This window comes from Lentisphaera marina (genome assembly GCF_028745505.1).
GTDB lineage: Bacteria > Verrucomicrobiota > Lentisphaeria > Lentisphaerales > Lentisphaeraceae > Lentisphaera > Lentisphaera marina.
This window is the reverse complement of sequence record NZ_JAQZZL010000001.1, coordinates 708249-732502: the sequence shown is the minus strand read 5'-3', so window position 1 is coordinate 732502 and position 24254 is coordinate 708249. Positions and strand designations below refer to the sequence as shown.

Genomic DNA, 24254 nt, shown 5'->3' with positions numbered 1-24254 from the left:
ATGAAGTACTTATTATTACTCATAGGCCTCCTAATTTCTGTACAATTATCTGCAGGTTACAAGATCGAACGAATCGACACCCCGAAAGGAGTAGATGCGCAGATAGGTGGGCTAGCATTTATGCCCGATGGTCGCTTGGCAGTCTCCTTCAACTACGGGAAGATTTTCACTTACAATCCAAAAAATAATGAGTGGAAACTCTTTGCAGAGGGACTTCACCTTCCCCTCGGAATTGTGGCCATTAATAATCACGAACTCATGGTCATGCAACGACCAGAGCTGACTCGAATCATTGATTCAGATAAAGATGGCAAGGCCGATACCTACCTAAAATTTAACGATGCTTTTGGGCTCTCCGGCAATTATCACGAATTTGGTTTTGGTCCCGTCCGCGATGCTAAAGGCAATTTTTACATCGGCCTCAATGTCGCTTCCAATAACGGCGGAATTCTTGCAGAACCGAGAGGAAAATTTCTCAGCTATGACATCGAGAAAAAAGATCTTGAGGGGGATTACAATCAAAAACTCGTCAAGAAAACAGTCACTCGCATGTATAGCTGCGTCCCCTATCGTGGTTGGATTATGAAGATTGATCCCCAAGGCAATGCCACCCCCTATGCCTCTGGAGTGCGTTCTCCCAATGGCTTGGGTTTTGACCACAAAGGCCGACTTTTTGTTAGTGATAATCAAGGCGATTGGCTCGGAACCAGTAAACTGCATCACATTCAAGAAGGTGCTTTTCACGGTCATCCCGCCTCCTTAATTTGGAAAGAAGGCTGGACTAAAGATCCCAAAAAAATGTCTATAAAAGAACTCGATGAAATGCGTCAACCTGCCGCTGCCCTATTCCCACAAGGCATTCTAGCTAATAGCCCCACTCAACCACTTCTAGATGATACAGATGGCAAATTCGGTCCATTTACAAAGCAAATGTTTGTGGGGGAAATGAACCTCAAACGTCTGCTTCGTTTTATCCCTGATGAAGTCAATGGCACCGTTCAGGGAACTCTCGTTCCTTTCTTAGATGGCAATGAGCTCGGCAATGGCAATAATCGCCTCGCCTTTGATAACGACGGCGCTTTATGGGTGGGGAAGACCCATTTATCCTGGGCTGGAGACGAAGGCCTAAAGAAAATTACTTGGGATGGAAAAGTTGATTTTGATCTTCACTCGGCGAAACAGCTTGCCAATGGCTTTCACTTGCGCTTTACGCAAAAAGTAGATCTGAAATCTGCTCAGAAACTCTCTAATTATCTCATTAAATCCTATAGCTTTGAATATCATTCAAAATACGGTTCACCACGTAAAAATGAAAGAAAAATTAATCCTTCAAAAATTACTATAAGCCCCGATGGCATGAGTGTGAATATCACTTTTCCTAAACTAAGTGAAGGGCATGTCTATCAATTTGAACTGGATAAGATTAAAAGTGCTGAGGGACAAAATCTCGCTAGCCCACTTTTCTGTTACAACTTGATTGAACTAGTTAAATAAATTCAAATCTAAATAATTCTGCCTAATTTGAAAACAGCCTATAATATTTACCAATTTTTGTATAATCACTTCAGTGAGAAAGATAAATATACGTAAAATTATAAGATAATAAAGTTGACTAGTCTTATGGCAATCCTAAAATCAATAATTGGATGAAATTTAAATATTTAGGATTTCATTTAATTCTGATAAAACTGCCTGAAGTTTATTTTCAAGTTCATTATAACTGTCAATTTGATAGGCCTCATCATCTTGATTCTTCAATTTTTGATTTAGCTTTTGAGCTAAGTCCGATAGCTCATGTGCTCCAATTAATTTCGCCAAGCCCTTCAAGGAATGAATTTCTCGAAATAAATCAGACCATTCTTCTTCCATAAAATAATTCTTAATTCTCTCACCTATTTCACTATAATTATTACAAAACTTGTAAATTACATGTAAGTAATGCTCTTGATTATTGTTCGCATACTTTATTCCTTCTTCAATATCTACATGTTGAATAGATGTATTTTGTAATTTTTTGCTTACTGATTTTAAATTTGTAGATAATTTCTCCTCTAAGTGAGGAAGCCATTTTAATAAAACCTGCTGAAGTCTATGATGGTGAAATGGTTTTGTAATCAAGTCATCTAAACCTTGTTTAATGTAGTGTTCTGCCTGACCAAGTAAAGCATCTGCAGTGATCCCAATAATTGGAACCTTCTTATTTCGACTATCGCTATGTATCAAATTAGTAGCTTCAATTCCATCCATTACTGGCATTTGGATATCCATTAAAATGAGATCATATTTTGTTTTCTCACAAAGCTCGACTGCTTCTTTCCCATTTACAGCTATATCTGGATGAATATTTATATCTTTGAGCATCTCAATTATGACAAAACGATTTAATTCATTGTCATCTGTAAGTAAAAGTTTTGCCTTCGGATAAGAAGGTAATTCACACTTTAAGACTGATTTGTTTTTCTGTTTTTTTGTATCATCTACTAATTTGAGAATTTTATCTAAAAGTATTGGTGCTAAAATTGGTTTTGTTATATGACCTTTTGATAATTTTTCTTTCTTTACATCCCTATTCTGCATACACGGATGTGATGTCTCAATCATTGGGATATTTAACGGCGTTCCATTTGGGCATATCACATAATCTGCTTTAAAGTTTGATGGAATATCCTCAATCTCACAAAAAGATCTAACTTTAATATTTACACTTTTAAAAATATCTATAATTGCCTGACATTGTTGTTTTGATGGTTCAACGACTGCCAAATTTAGATTTTTTAATTTTTCTACTTCAAAACCCTGTTCATTTGAGCTGCAATCAATTGGAAATTCAATGGTAAAGTAAAACTTACTACCTTCACCATATTTACTATCAACATAAATTTCACTACCCATCATTTTTAATAGCTGCTGTGTAATTTTTAAACCAAGCCCGGTGCCTCCGTGTTCTCGGGTAGTTGAAATATCTGCCTGCTGAAAAGCTTCAAATAAAGATTTACTTTGTTCTTTTTTAATACCTAAGCCAGTATCGCTTACCTCAAATTTCAAACTAATATTTTTTTCATCTCTTGTTTGTTCACTTACAGTCAATTTTATCTCACCCTTCGTGGTGAATTTCATCGCATTGCTGATTAGATTAGATAAAATTTGAGTTAGTCGGAGTTGGTCTCCAATAATTGGATAATTTATTGGGCAATTAAAAATGGGCTCGATATCACAGTTTTTTAAACGAACTTTCATCAAATCTACTAAAGGAACCATAATATCATGAAGCTTTAAGGGAATTAATTCCAAAGTCATCTTTCCTGCTTCAATTTTTGAAAAGTCTAGAATTTCATTAATAATCATCATGAGTAAATCACTTGATTCATTAATTTTTTCAAGATAGTGAATCTGTTGTGGCTTAGTTTCATTTTTCAGACTAAGTTGAGTAAGTCCCACAATAGCATTTATGGGAGTCCGAATTTCATGACTCATATTAGCTAAAAATCTACTTTTTGCTACATTAGCCTTGTCGGCTTTCTCCTTAAGTAAAAACATCTCTTCATTAGCTATTTTGATCTCTTCTGCATACTTAGTGATAAGCTGTCGTTTTTCCTCTTGCTCGTTAGAATTAATTTCAATTTTTTTGACCATTTCATTAAAAACTTTTCCAATCATTTTGAATTCATATGAGTCATTAATACATACTCTATAGGAATAATTATTTTTCATAATTTCGTTTGTAGCTTCATTAAGCACTTTAATATTCCGATGAACTGATTGAGATAAAAAATACCAAGTGGTTAGAATACTAAAAAAAATTAATGCTAAAATGCTAGATAAAATTAAATATGAAAAATCAATGTGCCCAAAAACCTCTCTCGCACTTAATTCTATTAAAACAGTCCATTCAAGTCCTGGAGAACAATGATAACCAGATGATTCCGCAGGTATAGCAATATACTTTTCACTTCCTCTAGAAAAGTGACTAGTTTTAGTTTCAGAATTTAAATCCAAGTCATAATTTACTAGGCGACTTAAAATATCATTTTTATTAAGATAGTCATAAATAACTTTTCGATCTTTATTTAATAATAAAATGTTGTACACATGAGATTGTGGATGCTCAAACTTAGATTCGATTACATCTATGATTTCCTGTATATTCAAAACTGCTTTCAGAACTCCAATAGGTTCTTTTTCTTTATTTAAAATTTTAAAACATAAGTCGACAGAGTACAGCTGAGAACTTTTATCGTAGGCCACGTCACCGATATACGTACCGTTCTTCATGGCCATCTGCCACCAAAGTTCATCACTTTGAATAAAATCAGTTGTTAGATGAGACTGACTAACATTAACTCCATAACGATTCGTAAGAAAAACCTCTCCAAAGACTTTAAAATTTTTTTCTTCAGTAAAAATATTGATCATTTTCAACATATCTTTCGACAAAGGCGTGTTGAGAATTGTTTCAATAAAAGTTGAATCGTTAGGTGATCTGAGCCATTCTTTTTCTTTTTGATTAATATCTTCTTCTAAATTTTCTAGATTAGCATAAAATAAATTCGACTCAGTAAGCTTCATTTGCACTTTATTGGTTTCTGCATATGCACGCCAAATAGCAACTCTATTGTGTAGCAGGCGATCAATCTCTTCAACTATTGTCACCGCTTGAACCCGATGAAGTTCTTCAAATGAATTATATATAATTTTCCTTGTTTGAAAATATGCCATAACTCCAACCACGGTTGTAAAAATAACCAATGTTAGAAGTGCTAACTTTAATTTTTTTTCAATCTTCAAATTTAATTTTCCCTAATCGCTACAAGTGATTCAGATAATTAGTTGATTTATTTAATTCTTATGAAAAATCCATATCTAATACTCATGGTTAAAGGAAGAAAAATTTAGTTTATCTCAAAAAATAAACTGTTTTTTAACTTTTGAGAATAGTTGATAAAACTAAGTATATCACAATATCATAGTTTTTATGATTCAATTAAAAAGTCAAAAAACACACTAAATATTAAAAACAAATTAGGCAAATAAAGATATGGCTCGGCAGTAGTTTTTTGTATCACCTCAAAAAATGCAATGTTTGATACTGGAAATATTAAGGAAATTAGTAATGCGAAAAAATAAATTTACACTTATCGAAATATTAGTCGTAGTTGCCATTATCGGTATACTAACAAGCTTATTACTGCCCGCTTTATCTAGTGCGAGAGACAAAGCTAAACTCGCCACCTGTAAAAGTAATTTAAAACAAATGAATATTGCATACGCTCTATTCGCTGATGATAATGATGGTTATTACCCTACAGACGGGTGGCATTTGGGCTGGAGTGATAAATTAGCAGATTATGATGGCCGAACCGTTGCTTATTCGGACCTTTACACAAATACTGCCATTAAAGCAAGCCGATCAAATGCGGGAATTTACGCTTGCCCTTCGGATGATATCCAACGTTTATATGGGACTGATCCCGATGCTTTAACTTTATCTTATTCGCCAAGCTGGCTATCTGGTGGGAGTGGATCAAATCCTAAAATTTATGCAGATTCCCGAGGAATAATCGGAGCTGAATTCGAGTAGTAAGAGCAACACCTCTGTTAGTCACTAGTATGTAAGATATCGAGTAAAACAAGACTCAGATGTAATCTGTATTAGTGACCAAACTAAACACAGAGGAGACTATCATGTCCTATAAACACCTGAGTCTTGAAGAAAGACATTACCTTGAGTTAGAGCGAAAGGCAGGCGAATCACTCAATAAAATAGCAAAAAAGCTCAGTCGTTCAACAAGTACGTTATCACGTGAGATTAACCGTAATACAGGCCAACGTGGATATCGTAATAAACAGGCTAATGAACTAGCTCAAAGGCGACAAAAAGAGAAAGCGAAAGCAGTTAAGTTAAACGTTGAGATTAAGACTTATATCAATGAACATCTTGAAATGAATTGGAGCCCTGAACAAATAGTAGGTCGATTAAAAGATGATAAGGCAGTGTCTCTTCATCATGAAACCATTTACCAATACATTCTCAAAGACAAGCAGTCTGGAGGCGAATTGTATAAATTGCTTCGACATCAAGGTAAACCTTACCGTAAGCGATATGGTAACCAACACAGTAGGAATGGCATTCCCAACAGAGTTGATATAGATCAGCGCCCTGAAGCGGCTAATAAAAGAGAACGAGTTGGTGATTGGGAGCTTGATACAATCATAGGGAAAGCTCACAAAGGCGCAATAGTAACAATGGATGACCGTAAATCAAAAGTACGATTAGCACTGCCTGTTTCTCAAAAAAAGGCTTCTTTAGTTAGTGAAGCCATCATTAATTTGTTAAAACCCATTAAAGAACAAGTTCATACCCTAACATTTGATAATGGGAAAGAATTTGCTAAACATGAAAGTATTTCTGAAATCTTGGAATGTAAAAGCTATTTTGCTAAACCATATCATTCATGGGAGCGAGGGCAGAATGAAAATGCCAATGGTTTGCTACGTCAATATTTCCCTAAGAATATGCCTCTTGATAAAGTTAATGTTTCAGAGGTTGAAATTGCTGTTCACAAGCTTAATAATAGACCTCGAAAATGCTTGAAGTTTAAAACACCTTATGAAGTATTTCAGAAACTAACTGGAATTGATTTAACAAAAAAAGTGGGTGTTGCACTTATGAGTTGAATTCAAGGGAGACTACAATTACGGTGGAACCCGTAAAAATCGAAGCCTAAAGATATCCGATATTAATCAACAAAGCGAAACTTTAATGACCTTTGAATATATGGAAGCTCAGCGCTGCCTTGGTAGGAAAGATAAAAGTATTATCAAAACCTCTTCACTCATCAACAATCCCGATAGGATACCTCACGAGGGTTTAACTAAATCAAATTTTTTATTTGTTGATGGTCATGTAGAATCATTGAGTTATTTTCAAACTATGCAAAAACTTGATGGCGGAATGGGTTCAGCTACTGACCAAATCAATACCATGTGGGATTCGCAAAAGAATTAACCTACGATTTTAATTCACACAATTTAGACCTTAAGCTATCGTGATTATTTTTCACTATCCCAAATAGTGTCAATGATATCATTCGGAGTACCCGATCCGCCGCCATCTTTGACTAAAGTGCCCAAAAAAGTCATTGTTTTAACACTGCCATCGGCCATGAGGTAATTATCTTTACCATATTTTTCATGGGGCGTTTGCGCATTTTGATAAGAATTTATTGCCACAAATGATCCCTCACCGCGACCGACAATTCTGTTAGTAGCTGATAGTTCTACCATCGTTAAAGTTGTTGAAGGTGAATTCAAATTACTAATATTTTGAGTCCTACTTGGATTTTTACTCGTGATTCCACGTGCCCAATCAGTTAGTACCCAATTAGGCCCAAAATAACGAACAGGTAAAGCATAGCTTGCGGGTAAAATTTTAGCATTTCCGATCCAATGAGTACGTTGTAATGTATCCGACGGACATGAATACAAATCTGAATTATATCCTAAACTTTTTAAAAGAACTTGGTTCTGTAACGCAGCTGTATCTCTTATCTCTCTTCCATCATAGGAAGATAATAAATCATCCCATGAATACTGACCCGGAGGACCACTTGAGTTCTGATTATCTGAAAATGGATAATAACCATTATTATCATCATGGTACATCATCATCGCATAGTTAATTTGTTTCATATTACTTTTGCAAACTGCCATTTTTGATTTTTCTCTCGCAATTCTTAGTGCTGGCAAAAGTAAACTTGCAAGTATCGCTACTATGGCTATAACAACAAGTAGTTCGATGAGAGTGAATGTCTTTCTGTTCATATTAAATAATCCTATTTTTCGTAAATCTAAGATTATTTACAATGGGAAAATAACGAGTGTTACAAAAAAACACAATTCATTACACGATTATTTATTTTACATTATGATAAAATCCTCCACCTATAATCTCTCCTTGTCATTCTCGAGCTAATTCTCTAAAAAGTAGACGATGTATTTAGTTTTATTTATTTATTTGATGTCTACTTGAAGACTCGGTTTATTTAAATTCGAAATAGGCTTATCCTCGAATGGCTCTTTATATTTTATGTAAAAGGGACTGAGTCCATATTTTACTCCACTACCTTTAGCTAATCATAAGCTTTGCGCATATCACCCACTTATTTTAAAATATATGGGTCTTGTATTCAATTGGCTTGTCATTGATCTAAATTCTGTCTAAGCTGGCTATAATCGATTTCTTTTGATTCTGGTATAAACCTCTCCCATTTTTTAGTATCAAATCTGCATTTTATATGACCTTCTCATCAAACAAGTTCTTATTAGAATAAAGTTGTATTTTTTTGTATCAATATGAAATTTTTATATATTAATATCTTGTAACTATAATCAAGATAGGAAGAAAACATGCACAATAAAAAATTTACGCTCATCGAATTACTCGTCGTCGTCGCCATCATTGGCATCCTTGCCTCCCTTCTTCTTCCTTCTCTGGGCAAAGCTCGTGAAAAAGCAAAAATTACTGTTTGTAAAAGTAATCTAAAACAAATTGGCACTGCTGTTGCGATGTATGTTGATGATAATGACGGATATTACCCCTACAGGATATCCTCATCTCCAACTCCACATAGCTGGGATGATTTTTTGAGCTCGTACGATGGACGTAATCTCACAGTTGCACAGAGAACATCTGGAGGTTGGTGGGGACCGGCAGCTACGAATATGCCCGGCGGTTTTAATCATGGCCCTCTTTACAGGTGTCCCTTAGAAGACAGAACTAATGGCGACGGTATTCTTAGAACTTATGCGCCTACTCAGGGTGGACGTGATCCATGGACTTTCGTACTTGGAGTTTACGGTGTTTGGGATTCTAAAAATATAAGTGAAATTAACAGCGTCTCTGAAGTCGCAACTTTTACAGAAAACTTCGCACCAATGGACAATAATAATTATATTAGACTGCGCCTAGGAAATAGCTGGGAATGGAGTGGTATATCAGCAGAAACCTTTGAATTAAATGATCCTTATCACTCTAATTTAAAATTCAATTTTCTCATGGCCGATGGTCACATATCAAACATGAATTTCATTCAATCACTTGTAAGAAATGATGGAGCCGTAGGCTCTATAGGTGATGTCACTGATACCGCCTGGGATGCAGGTCGCTAAAATCAACACCAGTTTCAGGCTGTCTTGTAAATCGTTAATATTTCCTTACAAGCTAAATTTAGGGTATGATACTTCCTATTAAAAAAAAATCGCTTATTTGTATCAAGCTAAGAATTTTCTTGCTTAAGAGTTCAACTATAATCACCCTAGGAAGAAAATATGCACAATAAGAAATTTACTCTCATCGAATTACTCGTTGTTGTGGCAATCATTGGCATCCTTTTTTCACTTCTTCTTCCTTCACTAGGCAAATCTCGTGATAAAGCCCAAAAAGTGGCTTGCGGGAGCAACATGAAGCAGATTTCGTACTCCACATTTATGTTTATTGGGGATAATGATGGTAAATTCATGAATAATAGGACTGCAAATCCTTACCATAGATCATGGGATGATCATTTAGCCTCTTACGATGGCCGAAATTACTTAAGCGAGGGTCAACTGGACTACCCGCTTATCTTCAAATCACAGAATGAAATTGTACAATATAAATGTCCCTCCGATAATGCTACTAGGGCTCATTGGACGGGGACGGATGTAAATATTCGTTCGTATGCTTTTAATTGGAGAAGTTATAATAATACTGGGATAACTGGCTGGGGGAGAGGTCTACTTCCTAATACTTCGGGTTACAGTACTACTACTAATGTTAAAATAACTTCCATTCCACAACCTAGTAAAAGTATAATGATGATCGAGAATACGGATAGTTATATTGTAGGCCATGGTGGTGGGGCAGTAAGACAAGCCTCGGGTATGAACGCCTTCAATCAAGTACATAAAGGGCCGAAGGATAATTTCTTATTGGCAGATGGGAGTGTAACTAGTATGACCTTATTCCAGAGCTGGATGAAAAGAGATGGAAGTGGTGTAGTGGCTGGAGGTGTTTGGATAAGTGACACAATGTGGGATACTACTCGTTAGATGTGCTCCTGCATGAACTTTAGTTTCAAACCTAAAATTAATTCTATTGAGTTATGACTTAGTTGGTGTATACGCTTCAATTTTGTGTGAGCTTATCCCAAATAATTGAATATGAATTATTGAACCGTTTAAAATAGCTCACTCCGTAAAGCGCGACTAATTAAGAGTTATTTTCAAACTATGCAAAATAGCAACGGTGGTAGGGGTTCAGCCGCCGATCAAACTAACACCATGTGGGATGCGCATAAATAATTTTCTTGCGCTCTAATGAGCTTCTTCACAGCAAAGCAAGTATTCATTGCATGAGGCTTCTTGGTTTTTAGTGTCAATCCCTCATTTTTTATAAGCGTTTCATCAAATAAGTTCCTATTGCAAAAAACTTATATCTTATTTGTATCAAGCTAAAAATTTTATTGCTTAAGATTTCAACTGTAATCACACAAGGAAGAAAATATGCACAATAAGAAATTTACTCTTATAGAATTACTCGTTGTTGTGGCCATCATTGGCATACTTGCTTCCCTTCTTCTTCCTTCACTTAGTAAGGCTAGAGAAAGAGCTAAAATGGCCGTCTGTAAAAGTAATCAGAAGCAAGTCAACCTATTTCTTTTCTCATTTTTAGATGATAATGATGATTATTATCCAGTAAATGCTAATCAAAGTGGTGCCGGTTCCTGGGATGATAAACTATCCGACTATGATGGTAGAGGCTATACTGATGCTGAAAAAAATGCTGATGGTGTTATAGGAGATGATATCAAAATCTATGTATGCCCCTCTGATGAAGTTACTCGTGATGACACCACAAAAGCTCGCTTAACTTATGGTTTAAACTTAGGAAGAATTGTCTGGAACACGACTACCTGGCGCGGTTATTGCCGTGGTATTACCAGTTGGGGACCGGGTGAATTACCCCCCTACGGTTCATCTAAAATCACTGACACAATAGATCCCTCTGACGTCATAGCCATGGCAGAACGCCCACATACCACCAACTATTTAGGTGCAAGTACAGTAAATAACAACCTTAATGTAGCCTTAGATTTCCCAGATGCTGAATTACCTCACGAAGGGCTACAAGGAACTAATTATTTGTTAATGGATGGAAGTGTTAGAAAACTCAACTACTTCTCTACAGCAACTACCACCTCAGGTAGCTTTAGCAATAATCCAGTTAACAACACCATGTGGGATGCGCACAAATAATTTCCTGGGACTCTAGTGAGCTTCCGCATAACAAGTATGCATTATATGATGCACCCTGATTTTAGTATTAATTCCTCATTTCTTATGAGGTTTTTCTCGAAAACTAAGTTATCTCAAAAAACTTATCGCTTCTTTGTATCAAACTAAAAACTTCTCTTGCTTAAGAGTTTACAATTTTAAAAATCCTGGGAAAAATATGAACAATAAGAAATTCACCCTAATAGAAGTGCTCGTTGTCGTCGCCATCATTGGTATCCTTGCTTCACTTATTCTTCCCGCTTTGGGAAAGGCGAGAAAAAAATCACAAATGTCTGTGTGCAAAAGCAATATGAAGCAATTACACATGGCGTACATGATGTATACGGATGATAACGATGATTACTTTCCCTTCGATATAGTTGATATGTCATGGAATGATCACCTTGCTGGCTATGATGGGCGTAAAGTTGATTATGCCGATTTAAACACCAATACTCCATTAAGTGCGAGTCAGTACTCTGGAGGTGTGTATGCCTGCCCTTCAGATTACCTAGAACGTGCAGATGACACCTTAACTCTTAGCTATTCACCAACTCAATTAACTATTCATGGTGGCTCTTTTATTAACACAGGCCAGCGCGGAATAACTGGCATTCACTGGGGATCTGGTGCACCTGTGTCGCTACAAATAAGTGAGATAAATCAAACTAGTAGTACCATGTCAACTTTTGAATATATGGCCTCAAATAACTCTTTAGGTGCTGGTGGCCGACACCCCAGTAAATATGGAGGAGGAGGATTCAGCGTAGTTCTCCCTAGTACCTTTTTTGCCAATGTAGACAATATCCCCCATGAAGAATCAGGTAAATCTAATTTTTTGTTTGTTGATGGTCACGTTGAGTCTTTAACTTCTCAAGCGACTCTGAGCATCAGCGGTGGAGGAGTGGGAACGGCTTCTGCTACCACAGGAACCATGTGGGATGCGCATAAATAAACAGCGTTTAAAAACTTAATGATAGGCCAATTTTGATCTAAGCTCCTTAAAATCTCGGCTTATCTAAAGTCGGGATGCCCTCATTCTGCAATTGCTTTTTATATTTAACGTGAAAGGGATTGGGCTCCATTTTCTGAAGGCCTTCGTTGATCATGTAGGGTTTGACATCATCCCACCAACGATCATAGGCCTGCTGCATGCTCTTCACAACTTCCGGAAATTGCGCCGCCACATCCTTGCTCTCTGAGGGATCATTTTGAATATCATATAATTCCTCGTGATTCACTAAGCGGAAGCGAGAATTTCGCACCGCAAAACCTGCTTTGCCTGGTCGATTATCGTACTTGGCATCATCGGGCTTAGTCTTAAATCCCCAGCGACCTATGTGAAAAAAGAGCTGGCGCTCTTCCCACTTTGATTGCGGATCCCGCAAAAGAGGCAAAAGACTTCTACCATCAATTTTCTTATTTAATTCAACTCCAGCGAGTTCAAGTAGAGTCGGCATCAGGTCAATATGAGCGCTCAAAGCCGTAATTTTTTGCCCAGGTTTAAGAGTGCCTTTCCAGCGAAAAAATGCCGGAACTAAGGTGCCACCCTCATAGGGAGTTTTTTTATAGCCGCGTAAATTTGCGCGATACGCAAAGAGTTCCTTACCATCTTTTTTGCCCAGTTTTTTCTCGTTTGTCACGAGGCTGGCAAAACCATTATCCGACATAAAAATCACTAAGGTATTTTTATCCAGATCCCATTGCTTGAGCTTATTTATCAAGCGTCCGACCTTATCATCAATATTTTCAATCATGCCATAGAAACCGGCATCAGCATTTCCAAAGCCATAGGCCTTAAATTTTTCTCTTTTATCTTTTGGCGCAATATAGGGACCATGGGGAGCATTCGTTGAAATGTAGGCAAAAAAGGGCTTTGATTTCACTTTTTTGATCCAATTCATGGCCTGATCGAAGAAAACATCTGTACAAAAACCCTGAGTTTTCACAAATTTACCATTGTGGCGAATGATGGGATTTTCATACTTATTCTTGGGAACACCCATGGGCTGACCTATACCACCATAACCGTGAATAAAGACCTCATCGAAGCCCCGCGATTGCGGCTGATAAGCTTCTTCATAACCCAAATGCCATTTGCCAAAAATACCTGTCGTATACCCCGCTTCTTTCAAAAACTCAGGCAAGGTTTTTGTTTTCAAAGTCATACGGGCCCGCGCTCCGCCCGTGTGAGTAATACCATTTCTAAAAGGGTAATTACCCGTCATCAATGCCGCTCGACTTGGCGTACAGGTCGGACTCATATGAAAATCAGAAAAATACGTACTCTCACTAAAAAGCTTATCAATATGTGGAGTCTGCAACCAGGGATGCCCCTCACAGCCCAGTTGCCCTTTTCCCTGATCATCCGTCAGAATAAAAATTATATTGGGTTTCGTCCCTTTGAGTTGCTCGCAGTAGACAAAACTTACAAAACTCAAAAATAAAAAACTCAACATACCTACTTTCAACATAATTCTGTCCCTAGTAATTATATTTCAATTTTTTTAAATCTAACTCACCTTGCTTAGCTTTATCAAACTTCTCAAAATGATAGGCATAAACTTTCTGATACTCATCCAATGAAACAAGCTTATCACCGTTGGCATCAAAGTGATTAAAAATGCCCTGCTCCGGATATTCATTGGGCTGGACCAAGCCATCCTTATTGGCATCCTGCATCTTGAAGTGATTGGCCCAAAACAGCTCATATTCAGCCCGAGTGACTTTGCGATCCTTTTTGATCTTATCCATAGAATTAAACATGTACTTCCAACAGGGTGCCAATTGACTCTTACTCGCATCACCACCTTTTAAGCCAAGCTCTTTGACTAAATGTGGTGTAATAATTTTGAGCGATCCCTCATAAACTGGGTGAATGGCATCCGGCATGTATTGAATGTAAAGCGCTGGGTCTTTTTCAAGCAAATCCTTCCATACTGCATTGTGATCAACAAGCTTAAAACCATGCCTCTTGGCCTCATCCCTGTACATCTGATAATAATCATCAACTTTAGGGCGCTGAACACCCGTATGGCCAACGGGAACATTCATGGTCGCAAGAATGATCTCACATTGGGGGTTCTGAGCCAAGATGCGTTCAATGAGATTATTTAAATTGTTCTTGGCTACTTCAACACTCGTTTTTCTTCTCTCCACCGCGTCATTGACGGCAAACTCAATAAAGACTGTATCGGGCTTATGCTTCAAAACCTTTTGATCCAATGCTTTTACACCCCAAGCGGAATTAGCTCCTCCCTGGGCGCCATTTATGACCTTTGCCTTGCCCGGAAACTGCTGCTCCAATAAAACATCGAGTTGACCCACCCAGGCGCCAACTGCTGTGAGGCTCGTCCCGTAGGTCACGATAGTTTGCTCTTCCCCAGCTTCTAAGTTTTGTACAAATCCTGCTTTTTCAATTTTTGAACTCTGACAAGAAAGCAAGACCGTGCTCGTCAATATTAAAGACGAATACTTATTAAGTGTTTTCATAAAGACTTTTCTCATTATTATTTCCTTTCTTTTCCAAGTAGTATTGCCTCTATAAAAGCATCGGGATTTTTAAACTCAGAAACATCCTTTTTGCCAATATTGAGGTAGATCTTATCATGGCCGATTTGCTGTGATTTTTCTTTCATTTTGATACCAAATAAACCGTGGTGAATGCCATGTCCCAAATTCTTTGAGGGCACAGTTAAATCAGCGCCATAAGATAAAAACATCGGTGGATCATCTTTGCTTAAATGATTGTAAGCCGAGAATTCTTTATAGAGTTTTTCATGCTTGGAATAATTTTTTAAGGCATCTTTTATAGAACTTTCACCAACGGCCTTATAAATCATCTCATGATAGACATTGGGACCGATCCATGGTTCAATGAGCTTAGGATCAATAGCACTCTGACCACCAGCAGCAACGATGCCCTGCACGCGAGTTGATTCCCGCTCAACGGGATCATCTGAATCCGGATTGGCTAAGTCGTCGCGACAGGCAATCCACATGGATGTAGCTGCCCCCGCACTTCCTCCACGTAGTACGATTTTGTTCTTATCAAGATTCCATTCTTTAGCTTTGTAACGCACGAACTGAACCGCACGCGCAGCGTCAATTACTGGTGCAGGAAGTGGATCAGTCGCCGTCAAACGATAGTTGACTGCAACAAAAGAAATTCCCTTGTCGAGTATTTGCTGAATGCCCCGAGTCTTACTTTTATCACCAACGACCCATCCACCTCCGTGAATAAAAATCAGTACGGGGCGAGGACCGTCTCCCTTGGCAAGCCAAACATCAATCTTGTTGCGCTCAAACTCTCCATAAGCCACATTCGCATATGTTGGCTTTGGTTCTTTAAGGCGTTTTTTCTTTTGCGCCACGAGACCGAAACTCAGCCCCACAGTGATTAATAAAAGTAAGCTCTTCTTAAACATGATTTTTCCTATTTATTGATAAATAATTGCTTCGTATTACCAGAATTGTCGTCATATTTTTTTATCAATTGACGTAATTGATTTTTCAGATTCTCTTTTAGTTTGCGGTATTCGGGGTTGTGAGCCAGATTTTTCATTTCCTGAGAATCCTTCTCCAAATTAAACAACTCCCAGCGATACTTGCCCTGCATAGTGGGATAAAAGATCAATTTGTAGCGATCTGTACGAATGCCAATCATCTCGGGCAATTGTTTACCGTGATCGTAGAAATGATAATAGGATTCATCCCTAACTTTTTCGGCATCTCCCATTAAAATAGATTTAAGTGAATAACCCTGCATATCTTGAGGGATTGCGATGCCCGCAAAATCCAAAATCGTTGGTGCGATATCCACATGGCTAGTCATGGATTCGTGAATTTGCTTTGCCTTGATGCGCCCAGGAAAGCTCACTAAATAAGGTGCATGCAAAGGCTCTTCATACATCCACTGCTTATTGTAGAAGCCATGCTCACCTAGAGAAAAGCCCTGATCTGAAGTATAAATGACTATGGTATTTTTCTCCAAACCGCTTTCTTTAAGATAATCCAAAACGCGCCCCACATTATCATCTACTGACTTTACCAAACGATAATAACCCTTGATATATTCCTGGTACATTTTGCTGGTTAATTCACCTTCGCTTATATTAGGATTTTCTTTTTCAATCCTCGCTCGCATAGACTTAAAGGCAGGATTTAAAATGATGCGATTGGATCGCATGACTTTGGCAATAGCCTCAGGAGTACGCCCCTTATAATCATCGTAGAGTGTTGGTGGCTCGGGTATGGTCACATCCTTTAAATAATTTTCGTCTTGCGTTGCGGGCGTATAGGGAGCGTGCGGTGGTTTGGGGTGAAGCAAGAGACAAAAAGGCTTAGACTTATCCTTTCTATTTTTTATCCAATTAATGGCCTCAGTCGTTATCACATCATTATTGTAGCCCTGCAATACTCGCCCGCCTTTCATGTAAGACTTACGGTCTTGAGGACTCCAAGGGATCCACTTGTGTTGGGGTTCAAAGACTCGTGGATTAAAAGGCATACCCTGCATTTTTTGAACACAGTAATAATCAAAACCAGTGGGCTGCGATAAGAGGTGCCACTTACCAAATAGCGCTGTTTCAAACCCCGCTTTTTGAAGCAGCTTGGGGAAAGTCTGCTGAGAACCATCAAAGGGCTGATTGAGCTTCGTGACACCATTTTTATGAGAGTATTTCCCCGTTAGAGCCGTAGCTCTGGAAGGCGTACAAAAAGAATTGGTGACCAGCGCGTGATTAAAACGCATGCCGCTTTCCGCCAGGCGATCTAAGGCCGGAGTCTGAATATCAGTATTACCATAACAGCTCAAGGCCTTCTGAGCGTGATCATCGGAAAAGATGAGTAGAATGTTTGGGCGTTCACTACTAGCTGACAAAGAACTTATACAAGCTAGAAAACTAAATATAGCTAGGTCAAGAAATTTTTTCATTGTACGAGTTTCCTTAAATAAATTTTCATCGCCTTTGAGTTCGAAAAAACTCCTCGGCACTTAACTTATTTTACAAGATTCATGTACCTTTGTTACAAGTATTGATTAAAAAACTCTTTATTGAATTCTCTAAATCAACTTCACTGTAAAAATCACTTGGCTACTGCAAGCCACCTACATTAACATCTTACTTAAAACGAACTCGAGCTGTCACGGGGAAATGATCTGAAGGATATCGTCCATTATGATTTGTTTTTAAGATCTCGGCTTCCATAATCTGAGCGTTTTTGGGCACAAAAATATAATCAATTTTCGCACCACTATCCTTCCCAGAAAAACCATTATAAGTCCCCACATTTTTGGCCTCAGGATTTAAAACTCGAAAGGCATCTACTGCTTTGGGATACGGATCTTTAGTGAAAGTTCCGGTGCCTTTTACTTGCGCTATGGCCCTACTTTCTTCTGGCGCATTGAAGTCACCCATGACAATAAATGAATCTTTGAGTTTTTGACCATGCAGATGCTTCATGATCATTTCTGCGCCCTTTTCGCGTGCCTGTTTAGACCCATCATCCAAATGAGTATTATAAACCACTAATTCTTTGGAAGTTTTTAAGTCCTTTAATCGTGTCCATGTGCAAATACGAAGATGAGCACTACTCCAACTTTTAGATACTTTTTCTGGAGTCTCTGAGATCCAAAAACCCCCCGAATCAACAAGCTTAAAACGACTCTTTAGGTATAGAATAGCTGAATACTGCCCCTTTGTTCCGCCTCCAGACGCCACGCCAATACATCCATAATTTGGGAACTGTTTTTTAAGCTCACCTAGCTGTTTGTGATTGGCTTCCTGCAGCCCCAGTACATCTGGTTCATGATCCCGTATAACTTTATAAACGAGGTCTTTTCTCAACTTCCACTGATTCTGTTCTTTATCCCTAGCATAACTATTGCGGATATTAAAAGCCATGATTCGAAAGTCAGAACTTAATGCTTCGTCCTTTTCTAAACTCCCAGCTAAAACTTGTGTAAAACTCAATAGTAATACTTGTAGGCTTAAGCAGATAATTGACTTCATCATTAAATCCTTTACTTTATCATTGAAGTGAGCACTTATTCTCGACTAATTTTGAGTTTGCTGAAGGATGTTTTGGCTCCCTTAACCGCAAAACCCACATAACTAATACTGGTCATACTTTCGGAAAACAAGATTTTTGATGTAACGCCATTGACCGTCATTTCAGCGCTGCGCTTATCAAGATCAATTTGTAGACGACAATTCATTTCTGCACCCGGATTAAAAGCCGGCTTGGCAACTTTATGATGTCCGCCTAGGCCTTCAAAAACAGTCATTTGTTTAGATCCCGTCCAAGCACCTGCCAAAACAGAAGATAAGGAATCTTCGTCACTGCTCACCACCAAAAAGCCATTGCGCGTGGCGGCACCCGAATTGGCATCCTTCATCTTCCACTGAATTGTTACTTTTCCCGAGCTAAAACTTTGTGGTAGCTTTTTCAGCGCATAAGAAATTTTATTAGACTCAGAGCTAGAGACTAAATGACCATAATTATTCTTCTGAATAGACGCCGGACCCGAGAAGCCTTTGGTCTTCACAAACTTCGCTTTAGGCGCCGTTTCCAGCTTTACTTTAGGTGTGTAATCGCTTCCCCAGACGGGTAGATTTTTCCCACTCAAACTCAAGATCATACCCGGAACTGAAAGATCACCTGGCGTAGCCGAAGAAGTCCCAATTTCATCAATAAGCGCACCACTGATGATCAGGCGATTAGCTGATATTTTAACTTTATTTTTTATGTCCTCGGAATGATCGGCCAAAAGATCCTGCGCCCATACTTGATCGAGTCCAGAAAGTTCATCTGCAAATTCCAGCACGAGCTCCTTGTAACGACCGACAATTGCAATTGGCTTGGATGCATCCTTAATTTTTACGGTGACTTTGGCTCGCGGTTCAAACCAGCGATTCTCCGGCGTCACTCGGCCCTCCGTGGCAATACCCGTAGCACCATTTGGATACCTACTCGTACAAACATAAGGAGCGTGCTCCCCTGCCTCAACTATTGCTAGAGGCATATTGCGCGCCATAATTGCGGGGGCACTCTGGCTCACCATTTTACCGTAAGTCCCTGCTGCCCAAGTATCCCAAGGCGTGAATACACAGCGATCTACTAATTCATTTTTGGAATACAGGTAAGTTCCCTCGCCAGCGGCAAAAGCCGGCGCAATGCGCGCCCAGCGGCCAAAACGTTTCACTTCATCCCAGCGCTTTTGCATGAGACGTGGGCCCGAAAGTTGGTGATGCAGATCTTGCCCCTTTAAGGTACGCTCACCCATGTTGGGATGTCGCTTACTCGCCACTAAAACTCCAAGTCCCACCGCAATATTGCAGTCATCCTGAACATTGAGTAAGGCAATGTTTTCTTGCTGCTGTTGAGTCTGCTTGAGGATATCGTGCGTACGTCGCAAAGTCGTGACTGACATCATCAGTGGCGAGGCATCATAAGTACGAAAGACGTCAGTATTTTTCACCATGGAAAGCATTGGGCGTTGAGTACTTCCTCCGAACTCGTAAGTGGATGGGTAAGAATCTAATTTTTGATTCCATTTTGGGTTAATATTACCACCTGAACCCGTAATATACTCAAGTACCAATTCGGGATAAATTTCCTGTTTCACTTTATAGGAAAAGTACTTGCCTCCATCATTACCACCGTCAATTTTCCAATACTTGATTCCGGCATATTTTGACCACTCAACAAAAGTACGGGCCTGCTTTTCGTTAATATTCCCACGCGTCCATAGTCCTAGTGAATCCCAGCCCAAAGCTTTGATATCTTCATTAAATTTTTTGAGGCGCTCTTTGGGCTCCAAATGTGCGTACTCCGCAAAGTCTCGCGGATCAGTAATCATATTAAAAAAAGGACCGCCTCCGGCTATGTATTCCTCTTTTCTTTTCGACTGCCATCCATGATCAATTAGGAAGATATAATCCTTGCGACTCTCCTTATCTAGATAAGTCGATGCCCAGCCATCTTTAGGATTAAAAAGTGTGTGATAATTAATTTCTTCGCGAGCCGCCGAGTTCGTCACTCCCTTTAGATCATTAAGGTCAGTGCCACGCCCAATCCAATAATTTTGAGCATACCAAGTACACCAGTAATTAGCAACCTTATCCGCTTTTTGAGGAATTAAATTAGGTCCTTTTTCAGCGCCAATGAGCATGATATTTATCAGTAACAGTACCAAAACACCAGAGTATTTCTTCATAAGTAAAACCAAATTATTTTTAATAATTACCATTCATAAGCAAGACAAAAGTTAAAATGATACTTTGCATCTAAAAAATAAAGATTTTTTTGCATAGATGATTACATATAATACCGAATTAATTATAAGTCTTACAGCAGCAAAAACCCATGAACAAGGATCAAAGAAACTAGCCTTAGAAAGTCATCACACCTCTTTTCAACTCAATAATGTATTAAGTCATTTTTAAGTCGCTGAAACTTTCTCATTTTTGTATCAAAAAGTATTCGGAGGGTGTTGATTAGTTAAAACAAATAAACCTGGAAATTCATCTATGCTTAAAGGCCTTTTATTATTTACATTATGCTGTACCACATTTGCAAGCCAGAGGCCTAAGCCAAATATCCTTTTGATTCTCACTGATGATTTGGGGTGGCAGGATGTAAAATGCTTCGATATTGATGCCACTTCACCCATGGAAACGCCAAACCTCGATGCCCTCGCAAAAAAGGGCGTCAAATTTTGGCAGGCTTACTCACCTGCACCCGTTTGTGCTCCAAGTCGAGCCGCTATTCTCAGTGGACATCACCCCGCTCGAGGTGAGATGACTCATGTCGCAGGTGGCCACCCTCCACATCCCTCTCACCCCACCCGTACGGCTCAAATCTCTCCTTGGTATAGTGCTCGCATGCCCACTTCCACTTACTCCTTAGCTGAAGCTCTTAAAGACCAAGGCTATACCACTGGTCACAGTGGGAAATGGCATATTTCCAAAAATCATTATGCCTATCCCAAACCCTTTCATCATGGTTTTGATTTCTCAGCCCACGATCGAGGTGTACAAGTAAATATGACCCCAGACCGGCTAACCGGCTTTGCTAGCAAAGACAAAAATGATCCCTATCGCCTCGACGATAATGACATGCCCTTTGATGCGCCACAACATGCCGCCATGAATTTCATTAAAGACAACAAAGACAAGCCCTTTTTTCTCTACTACGCCACCTGGCTCGTGCATTCCCCCATCGTCATGCGCAGTGAAAAACTCCTGCGTAAATACGAAAAAAAGCTGGGCGTCAAACTTACTGATGAACACAAGAAAAGCTGGAAGAAAAAAGGCCAAAGCAATCCCTTTTACTGTGCCATGGTTGAGCAACTCGATTACTACATGGGCCAAATCTTCAACTACCTAGAAGAAACTGATGATCCTCGTTGGGCGGGGCACAAGCTCATTGAAAATACCTTCATTATCTTCACTTCAGATAATGGCGGCATGGAAGGCACTAATCAAGAAATTTATACGGATAACTTCCCCTTAGATCGCGGAAAAATTTCTATCAAAGAGGGTGGAATTCGCGTCCCGCTCATCATTACTGGTCCAGGTATTAGTCCCGGGCAAGAAAGCCAAGTCATGGTCAATGGCCTTGATTTTTACCCGACTATTTTATCCTTTGTAGGAGCCAAAAAGGCTAATGATCAAATATTAGATGGTTGTGATATCAATCCTCTACTAAAAAATGATCTTAGTGATTCAGAACTCGTTCGTGATTCATCTGGAAAAGTTCGCGACACGATGTTTTGGCACTTTCCTCAAGCAGAAAATACCAGTGCGATTCGCCAAAATGACTTCAAGCTAATACGCCGCCATAATAAGCCCGCAGCTCTAGAGCTCTACCAGCTTTACTCAACGAAGCAGGGGAAGGCAAAGCGATTAGATATTGAGGAGATGAAAAACCTGGCCGATCAACTCCCAGAAAAGGCGCATGAACTCAATTCTAAACTTCAGTCAATGATCAAAGAAATGGGCGGTAGAACCCCCTATGGCAATCCGGATTATGAAGGTGAGCTAGCTCACAAAGAAAAGGCTCCGAAAATTGTTGGGTTTAAACAAGAAGGCAATCAAATTGAAATCACTTATGAGAATAAAGGCGCCAAGCTTGTTAATGCTGATTTGATCTACACGATCAAGGGTGGTGACCGTAACGAAGAGTGGCAACGCATCTCCGCCAAGATTCAAAATGATAAAGTAAGCGCTGACTTGCCACCGCAAACAACTCATTACTTCATCAACCTCATCGATGAAAATAACTTCCTTGTGACTTACCCAAAAATCGATAAAGCAAAACTTCAAAACAACAGCTTTTCATCACAGGCCCAATTTGCGGGTTTCCCAAGAGGAGACATGAAAGCCCCCATCAATTTCAAGGATTATTTTGAGCAAGTTAGTTTAGCAAAAGCTAATGAAACTATTCTTCTCAAAGAAGACTTTGAAGCGACTTCACTTTCAAAGAACTTAGATTTGACTGAGGGCTTGTCTTTATCGAAGCAAGAATCCATTTCAGGAAATCAATCCCTCAAATTTGCTGACTCCGCAAATTTAGAACGTTCGTGGATGCCACTCCTTTCCTATTCAACTCATTCTATCCCCAAAGATTTTAATGGTAGTTTCAACTTATCTTTTAACTTTAAAATGGATAAGGAAAAACCTGCGCAACTATCGGTGATTTTACGCGATCATAGCTCTGGAAGACGAACGACAATCGGCGAAATTAATATTCTCGACCAAGTACTTAAATCTAATGGTCGGAGCGTAATGCGCCTAAAACCCGGTCTGTGGTATCAGTTTGCTATGAACTTTGGACTTGGAGAAAAAAATGATCGTTATTGCACTATTTCCATCATCAGTGAGGAGGGAGAATCCCTGAGTAGTCGCCTACCTTACTATGATCATAAGTTCAATATCCCAGACTCTTTTAGCTTATCAGGATCCAATGAAAATGAATCTTTCATCTATCTCGATAAGCTCTTTATCAGTATCAAAAAATAAGCAAGCTAGGAATTCCCTACCCATGAAAAAATTTATATTAAGTCTTTTAATCACCCTTTTTACACTTTGCTTTTCATTATTCGCCTCCGAAAAAGTAGAGATGAAACTCTGGCCCAAGTTTGCCCCCAATGAAAAAGACGACAAAAAAGCTCCCCGCCTTTTCTATTTTGCCCCAAAAGAAAAAAAATCCGATTCCATCATCCTCATTTTCCCAGGTGGTGCTTACAATGGTCTTGCAATTGGCCACGAGGGCTGGCCCGTTGCCGAATATTTTAATAAAAAGGGAATCACTGCTTGCGTTCTCAAATACCGCGTTCCTCGTCCCAAAGGCCTTCCCAAACACATGGCGGCTTGGCAGGATGCCCAACGCGCGGTGCGCATCATTCGTAGCAAAGCCAAAGAATGGCAGATCAATCCGGAGAAAATTGCCGTACTCGGGTTCTCCGCAGGTGGTCACCTCACACTCATGACTTCCACCACTTCTCAAACAAATTCATACAAAGCCATTGATGAATTAGATAAGCTCCCCTGCCACGTCAATTACGCCGTGCCCGTTTACCCTGCTTATGTTTTGGAAGACGGCGCCAATGGCGCCAACAAAGGTAAAGGCAATAACTCTACCATGGTGAAAGACTTTGCCTTCGACGCAAAAACCCCGCCCATGTGCTTCATTCATGGCGATACCGATCAGTATTCACCCATGAACTCAGTCGCAGTTTACCACAAGCTCCGTACCATGAATATCCCCGCAGAACTGCATATCTACGCAAAAGTTGGCCATGGCTTTGGTGCTCGCCCCACTCTTGACGGCAAAAACGACCATATAGGCGACTGGCTCAATCGCGCCTATGAATCCCTAAAAGTTTTCGGTTTTTAACTCTAGTCAAATAATCATTTATCCATCATGCAGAGGGT

The 24254-nt window shown here is 39.2% G+C and carries 18 protein-coding genes; 10 read left to right on the top strand and 8 right to left on the bottom strand.

Features of this window, described 5'->3' with window-relative positions; all coding sequences use genetic code 11:
- Nucleotides 1–1494 carry a PQQ-dependent sugar dehydrogenase family protein gene (locus tag PQO01_RS03115; RefSeq protein WP_274312584.1) on the top strand — a complete coding sequence of 498 codons (1494 nt, stop codon included), beginning with the start codon at nucleotides 1–3 and terminating at the stop codon, nucleotides 1492–1494.
- Between the two features lie 159 nt (nucleotides 1495–1653).
- On the opposite strand, the gene PQO01_RS03110 is transcribed toward PQO01_RS03115, so the two are convergent.
- A complete protein-coding gene (locus PQO01_RS03110; protein WP_274312583.1) occupies nucleotides 1654–4785 on the bottom strand; it encodes a HAMP domain-containing sensor histidine kinase in 3132 nt (1043 codons plus the stop codon).
- 325 nt (nucleotides 4786–5110) lie between these two features.
- Between PQO01_RS03110 and PQO01_RS03105 the strand changes: the two genes are divergently transcribed.
- The 3 genes from PQO01_RS03105 to PQO01_RS03095 all read left to right on the top strand — a co-directional run bounded on the left by PQO01_RS03105 (nucleotide 5111) and on the right by PQO01_RS03095 (nucleotide 7006).
- Entirely contained in the window at nucleotides 5111–5578 is a 468-nt protein-coding gene (locus PQO01_RS03105; protein ID WP_274312582.1) for a type II secretion system protein, read from the top strand.
- Between the two features lie 104 nt (nucleotides 5579–5682).
- Complete coding sequence (locus tag PQO01_RS03100; protein ID WP_274312581.1) at nucleotides 5683–6675, top strand: IS30 family transposase; 993 nt, start codon at nucleotides 5683–5685, stop codon at nucleotides 6673–6675.
- Between the two features lie 85 nt (nucleotides 6676–6760).
- On the top strand, nucleotides 6761–7006 hold the full coding sequence (locus PQO01_RS03095; protein ID WP_274312580.1) for an H-X9-DG-CTERM domain-containing protein: 246 nt from the start codon (nucleotides 6761–6763) through the stop codon (nucleotides 7004–7006).
- 44 nt (nucleotides 7007–7050) lie between these two features.
- Here PQO01_RS03095 and PQO01_RS03090 read toward each other — a convergent pair whose 3' ends face one another.
- Nucleotides 7051–7821 carry a type II secretion system protein gene (locus PQO01_RS03090; RefSeq protein WP_274312579.1) on the bottom strand — a complete coding sequence of 257 codons (771 nt, stop codon included), beginning with the start codon at nucleotides 7819–7821 and terminating at the stop codon, nucleotides 7051–7053.
- A gap of 585 nt (nucleotides 7822–8406) precedes the next feature.
- On the opposite strand from PQO01_RS03090, the gene PQO01_RS03085 reads away from it, so the two are divergent.
- The 4 genes from PQO01_RS03085 to PQO01_RS03070 all read left to right on the top strand — a co-directional run bounded on the left by PQO01_RS03085 (nucleotide 8407) and on the right by PQO01_RS03070 (nucleotide 12268).
- Complete coding sequence (locus PQO01_RS03085; RefSeq protein ID WP_274312578.1) at nucleotides 8407–9168, top strand: DUF1559 family PulG-like putative transporter; 762 nt, start codon at nucleotides 8407–8409, stop codon at nucleotides 9166–9168.
- A gap of 159 nt (nucleotides 9169–9327) precedes the next feature.
- Nucleotides 9328–10089, top strand: a complete 762-nt coding sequence (locus tag PQO01_RS03080) for a type II secretion system protein (RefSeq protein ID WP_274312577.1) — start codon at nucleotides 9328–9330, stop codon at nucleotides 10087–10089.
- Between the two features lie 453 nt (nucleotides 10090–10542).
- Nucleotides 10543–11295: a type II secretion system protein gene (locus PQO01_RS03075; protein ID WP_274312576.1), complete on the top strand. Its 753-nt coding sequence runs from the start codon at nucleotides 10543–10545 to the stop codon at nucleotides 11293–11295.
- A gap of 196 nt (nucleotides 11296–11491) precedes the next feature.
- Nucleotides 11492–12268 (top strand): type II secretion system protein, encoded by a 777-nt coding sequence (locus PQO01_RS03070; RefSeq protein ID WP_274312575.1) that lies wholly within the window; start codon nucleotides 11492–11494, stop codon nucleotides 12266–12268.
- A gap of 46 nt (nucleotides 12269–12314) precedes the next feature.
- Here PQO01_RS03070 and PQO01_RS03065 read toward each other — a convergent pair whose 3' ends face one another.
- From PQO01_RS03065 to PQO01_RS03040, 6 genes are all read right to left on the bottom strand, one after another.
- Complete coding sequence (locus tag PQO01_RS03065; protein ID WP_274312574.1) at nucleotides 12315–13787, bottom strand: arylsulfatase; 1473 nt, start codon at nucleotides 13785–13787, stop codon at nucleotides 12315–12317.
- Nucleotides 13788–13797: 10 nt separating this feature from the next.
- Entirely contained in the window at nucleotides 13798–14820 is a 1023-nt protein-coding gene (locus tag PQO01_RS03060; protein ID WP_274312573.1) for a GDSL-type esterase/lipase family protein, read from the bottom strand.
- A 2-nt stretch (nucleotides 14821–14822) separates the two neighbouring features.
- Nucleotides 14823–15740: an alpha/beta hydrolase gene (locus PQO01_RS03055; RefSeq protein ID WP_274312572.1), complete on the bottom strand. Its 918-nt coding sequence runs from the start codon at nucleotides 15738–15740 to the stop codon at nucleotides 14823–14825.
- Nucleotides 15741–15748: 8 nt separating this feature from the next.
- Entirely contained in the window at nucleotides 15749–17248 is a 1500-nt protein-coding gene (locus PQO01_RS03050; protein WP_274312571.1) for a sulfatase family protein, read from the bottom strand.
- Between the two features lie 187 nt (nucleotides 17249–17435).
- Complete coding sequence (locus PQO01_RS03045; protein WP_274312570.1) at nucleotides 17436–18326, bottom strand: endonuclease/exonuclease/phosphatase family protein; 891 nt, start codon at nucleotides 18324–18326, stop codon at nucleotides 17436–17438.
- A gap of 35 nt (nucleotides 18327–18361) precedes the next feature.
- Nucleotides 18362–20533 (bottom strand): hypothetical protein, encoded by a 2172-nt coding sequence (locus tag PQO01_RS03040; protein ID WP_274312569.1) that lies wholly within the window; start codon nucleotides 20531–20533, stop codon nucleotides 18362–18364.
- Between the two features lie 313 nt (nucleotides 20534–20846).
- On the opposite strand from PQO01_RS03040, the gene PQO01_RS03035 reads away from it, so the two are divergent.
- Both PQO01_RS03035 and PQO01_RS03030 read left to right on the top strand, forming a co-directional pair.
- Entirely contained in the window at nucleotides 20847–23339 is a 2493-nt protein-coding gene (locus tag PQO01_RS03035; RefSeq protein WP_274312568.1) for a sulfatase, read from the top strand.
- 22 nt (nucleotides 23340–23361) lie between these two features.
- Nucleotides 23362–24216 (top strand): alpha/beta hydrolase, encoded by an 855-nt coding sequence (locus PQO01_RS03030; RefSeq protein ID WP_274312567.1) that lies wholly within the window; start codon nucleotides 23362–23364, stop codon nucleotides 24214–24216.
- The last annotated feature ends 38 nt before the right edge of the window (nucleotides 24217–24254 follow it).

Coding starts and splice junctions, on each gene's coding strand:
- PQO01_RS03115 (WP_274312584.1), top strand. CDS start 1: ATGAAGTACTTATTATTACTCATAGGCCTCCTAATTTCTGTACAATTA.
- PQO01_RS03105 (WP_274312582.1), top strand. CDS start 5,111: ATGCGAAAAAATAAATTTACACTTATCGAAATATTAGTCGTAGTTGCC.
- PQO01_RS03100 (WP_274312581.1), top strand. CDS start 5,683: ATGTCCTATAAACACCTGAGTCTTGAAGAAAGACATTACCTTGAGTTA.
- PQO01_RS03095 (WP_274312580.1), top strand. CDS start 6,761: ATGACCTTTGAATATATGGAAGCTCAGCGCTGCCTTGGTAGGAAAGAT.
- PQO01_RS03090 (WP_274312579.1), bottom strand. CDS start 7,821: ATGAACAGAAAGACATTCACTCTCATCGAACTACTTGTTGTTATAGCC.
- PQO01_RS03085 (WP_274312578.1), top strand. CDS start 8,407: ATGCACAATAAAAAATTTACGCTCATCGAATTACTCGTCGTCGTCGCC.
- PQO01_RS03080 (WP_274312577.1), top strand. CDS start 9,328: ATGCACAATAAGAAATTTACTCTCATCGAATTACTCGTTGTTGTGGCA.
- PQO01_RS03075 (WP_274312576.1), top strand. CDS start 10,543: ATGCACAATAAGAAATTTACTCTTATAGAATTACTCGTTGTTGTGGCC.
- PQO01_RS03070 (WP_274312575.1), top strand. CDS start 11,492: ATGAACAATAAGAAATTCACCCTAATAGAAGTGCTCGTTGTCGTCGCC.
- PQO01_RS03065 (WP_274312574.1), bottom strand. CDS start 13,787: ATGTTGAAAGTAGGTATGTTGAGTTTTTTATTTTTGAGTTTTGTAAGT.
- PQO01_RS03060 (WP_274312573.1), bottom strand. CDS start 14,820: ATGAGAAAAGTCTTTATGAAAACACTTAATAAGTATTCGTCTTTAATA.
- PQO01_RS03055 (WP_274312572.1), bottom strand. CDS start 15,740: ATGTTTAAGAAGAGCTTACTTTTATTAATCACTGTGGGGCTGAGTTTC.
- PQO01_RS03050 (WP_274312571.1), bottom strand. CDS start 17,248: ATGAAAAAATTTCTTGACCTAGCTATATTTAGTTTTCTAGCTTGTATA.
- PQO01_RS03045 (WP_274312570.1), bottom strand. CDS start 18,326: ATGAAGTCAATTATCTGCTTAAGCCTACAAGTATTACTATTGAGTTTT.
- PQO01_RS03040 (WP_274312569.1), bottom strand. CDS start 20,533: ATGAAGAAATACTCTGGTGTTTTGGTACTGTTACTGATAAATATCATG.
- PQO01_RS03035 (WP_274312568.1), top strand. CDS start 20,847: ATGCTTAAAGGCCTTTTATTATTTACATTATGCTGTACCACATTTGCA.
- PQO01_RS03030 (WP_274312567.1), top strand. CDS start 23,362: ATGAAAAAATTTATATTAAGTCTTTTAATCACCCTTTTTACACTTTGC.